The organism is Bacteroidota bacterium, from assembly GCA_030706565.1.
Taxonomy (GTDB): Bacteria; Bacteroidota; Bacteroidia; order Bacteroidales; family JAUZOH01; genus JAUZOH01.
Window position 1 is genome coordinate 1 of sequence record JAUZOH010000427.1, and the last position, 3060, is coordinate 3060.

The window sequence follows — 3060 nt, forward strand, 5'->3', positions numbered from 1 at the left end:
ACCACCGCTCATATCACCATATAATGTTCCATAACCCACAGCAGCTTCACTTTTGTTTGAAGTGTTGAGCAATATATTCCCGAATTTATTGGAAAGGGCCATAAGCAGGGTTCCCCTGATACGTGCCTGGATATTTTCTTCGGTGATGTCAGGAGGGAAATTTTTAAATACCGGTTGCAAAGAACTTTCGAAACTTTCTACCATGTGTTTGATAGAGATAATATCGTAATGAACTTTCAGGTTTTCGGCCAGCTTTATGGCATCGTTCACCGAATGGTCCGACGAATATTTCGAAGGCATAAGAATAACCCTTGTTTTATCAGTTCCCAAAGCCTGGGCTGCCAAAACCAGAGTCAGTGCAGAATCAATACCCCCCGACAGGCCCAATATGGCGGTTTTAAAATTCATCTTGTTGAAATAATCCCTGATTCCTAAAATGAGGGCCTTATAGATCAATTCGATGGTTTTAAACCGGGTTCCTTCTGTGGGTATGGAAGGGTTTGGGACCAGGCTGGAGGATTCAAAAATCTGCCTGTCTTCTTCAAATAAACTCAGTTCACCTACAATTTCACCTTTGCTGTTGACTACCGTTGATCCGCCATCGAAAACCAGTTCAGTCTGAGCACCTACCTGGTTCACATAAAATACGGGGATATGAAACTTTTTGGCGTTGCGGGTCAGGATGTGCCGGCGAATATCTACCTGAGTATGGGCAAAAGGTGAAGCTGCAATATTGATGATCATATCGGGATGAAAAGGTTCCAGCCTTTCCATGGGCGAGACCGTGTACAGATGACTGCGGCCGAAATTGGTAAATACAGGCTGGTCATCCCATAAATCTTCGCAAATGGTCAGGGCAATTTTCTGATCCTTATAATTGATTATTTTAAAGTCATTATTGGGCTCGAAATAGCGGTATTCATCAAAGATATCGTAAGTGGGCAGAAGTGTCTTATGAACCATTTGCCGTATTGCTCCGTCTGCAAGGAAATAAGCCGTATTGTACAATTTTTTCCCGCTGGGGTTGGGATTCAGCGAAGGGCTTCCTACAATTGCGGCAATACCCTGGCAGGCCGCAGCAATTTTTTCTACAGATTTTCCGCAGTCTTGAATAAAATCCTTCTGCTCAAGCAGGTCGTAAGGAGGGTATCCGCAAACAGAAAGTTCAGAAAATACAGCCAGATCGACTCCCTTATTTTTAGCTTTCTCAATAGCCTCAATAATTGCCCTTGTATTTTTTTCAAAATTGGCAATATGGTAATTTATTTGAATAAGTTCAATTTTCACTTTTAGCCGCCTTAAATTTAAAATAATACGCCCAACCGGACAGCCAGATAATTGAGGTCCGTTTTACCTGCACTTCCGGAAGTGACATTGGTGAACCCGTTTGTATAGGTAATACCTCCGGTCAATGCCGTATTCCCGCCTAAAGAATATTCTGTCCCTATGCCGATGTGATAGCCCATATACAAGAAATTAACAGCACCCCTGACATTTTCGTTGTCCAGTCCGTTTGCAGGTGAATCAGCCAATGCTTTAATGTTGAACTGGGAGGTTACGCCCAGTTTGGCAAAATAAGTAAAGTACCCGATTCTTCTGGTTTTGAATTTAAGTCCAAACGGTATACAAAGATACTGCAATTTATATTCTACTGTTGATCCTTCTTTGATCGAATGGGTATTGTCACCGGTAAGCCTGAGGTTAAAAGCATTGTCGTATTTGAGGCTGCCGCCAACAGAATTGATGGATAAACCCGTAGTGAAGGCATAATTTTCCGCAAAATACTTATCGGCAAAAAAGCCGAAATTAATCCCTATTTTCGGAGTATCATTATGTACCTGGCTGACATCGGGAGACATCCATGAAACCTGAGGATCGGCAAAAACTCCAAATTGTAATCTTTGAGAAAAAACCTGTATGGAGAACAGCGCCAATGCCAAAAGCAACAGCAGTTTTTTCATCATGACTAATTTTTTCATTTTTTAAAATCCTTTAAGCCTACAGAATGTCTCTTTCTCTGAATCCCATTAAGTAAAGAATAGCATCCAGGCCTATAGTAGAAATAGAATGTTGGGCATTTTCTTTAACGATGGGCTTTGCATGAAAAGCAATACCCAGCCCGGCAATATTGATCATCGGTAAATCATTGGAGCCATCGCCCACGGCAACGGTTTGTTCCAGGTGAATATCCTCCTTGAAGGCGATGTTGCGCAATAACTCGGCTTTTTTAGCGCCATCGACAATGTCGCCTATGCAGTTTCCGGTAAGTTTGCCGTTTACAACTTCCAGTTCATTGGCATAGACATAATCTATGCCGAGTTTACTTTGGATGAACCTTCCGAAATAAGTAAAACCGCCGGAAAGGATTGCTGTTTTAAATCCATATCTTCTGAGGGTGCGGAACAACCGTTCTGCTCCTTCTGTAAGTGGCAATCGTTCTGCTATTTCAACCATGACCCTTTCGTCCAGTCCTTTGAGTAAGGCAAGGCGTTTTTTGAAACTTTCCCTAAAATCAATTTCGCCACGCATGGCGGATTCGGTGATTTCCCTGACTTTTTGCCCCACGCCGGCTTTTTCGGCAAGCTCGTCAATCACTTCGGTTTGTATCAGGGTGGAATCCATATCGAAACAGACCAGGCGGCGGTTGCGCCTGAATATGTTATCTTCCTGGAAAGCTATGTCAACGCCAAGCGTCCTGGATATTTCAAGGAAACGGCTTTTCATCTCCTCTTTGTCAATTGGCGTACCTCTGACTGAAAATTCAACACAAGCCTTAGCTTTAGTGTCTTGGGTTTCTTCATCATCCAGCTTGAGTCGCCCGCTTAAACGGGAAATAAAATCAATGTTTAATTTCTGCCGGTAAACTGCATTGGTCACTTCGGCAATTTGAGTTGCCAGGATTCTCCGGCCAAGAAGGGTAACTATATATCGTTCTTTACCCTGCTGGCTTACCCAATGGTTATAATCATCCTCGTTGATAGGGGTAAATTTTACCTTAATCCCTAATTCATAGCCTTTAAACAGCAAATCTTTCAGTATAGGAGAAGATTCTGATTCCTG

3 protein-coding genes are annotated in these 3060 nt (G+C 42.6%); all 3 read right to left on the minus strand.

Going from position 1 to position 3060, the window contains the following annotated elements; translation table 11 throughout:
• The coding region (gene nadE, locus Q8907_15115) for an NAD(+) synthase (GenBank protein ID MDP4275602.1) at positions 1–1287 on the minus strand (1287 nt) is incomplete at its 3' end.
• Between the two features lie 17 nt (positions 1288–1304).
• Positions 1305–1979, minus strand: coding sequence for a porin family protein (locus Q8907_15120; GenBank protein ID MDP4275603.1), 675 nt, complete (start codon positions 1977–1979; stop codon positions 1305–1307).
• A gap of 19 nt (positions 1980–1998) precedes the next feature.
• Positions 1999–3060 (minus strand): phosphoserine phosphatase SerB (serB, locus tag Q8907_15125; GenBank protein ID MDP4275604.1); only part of this gene is annotated, 1062 nt, incomplete at its 5' end.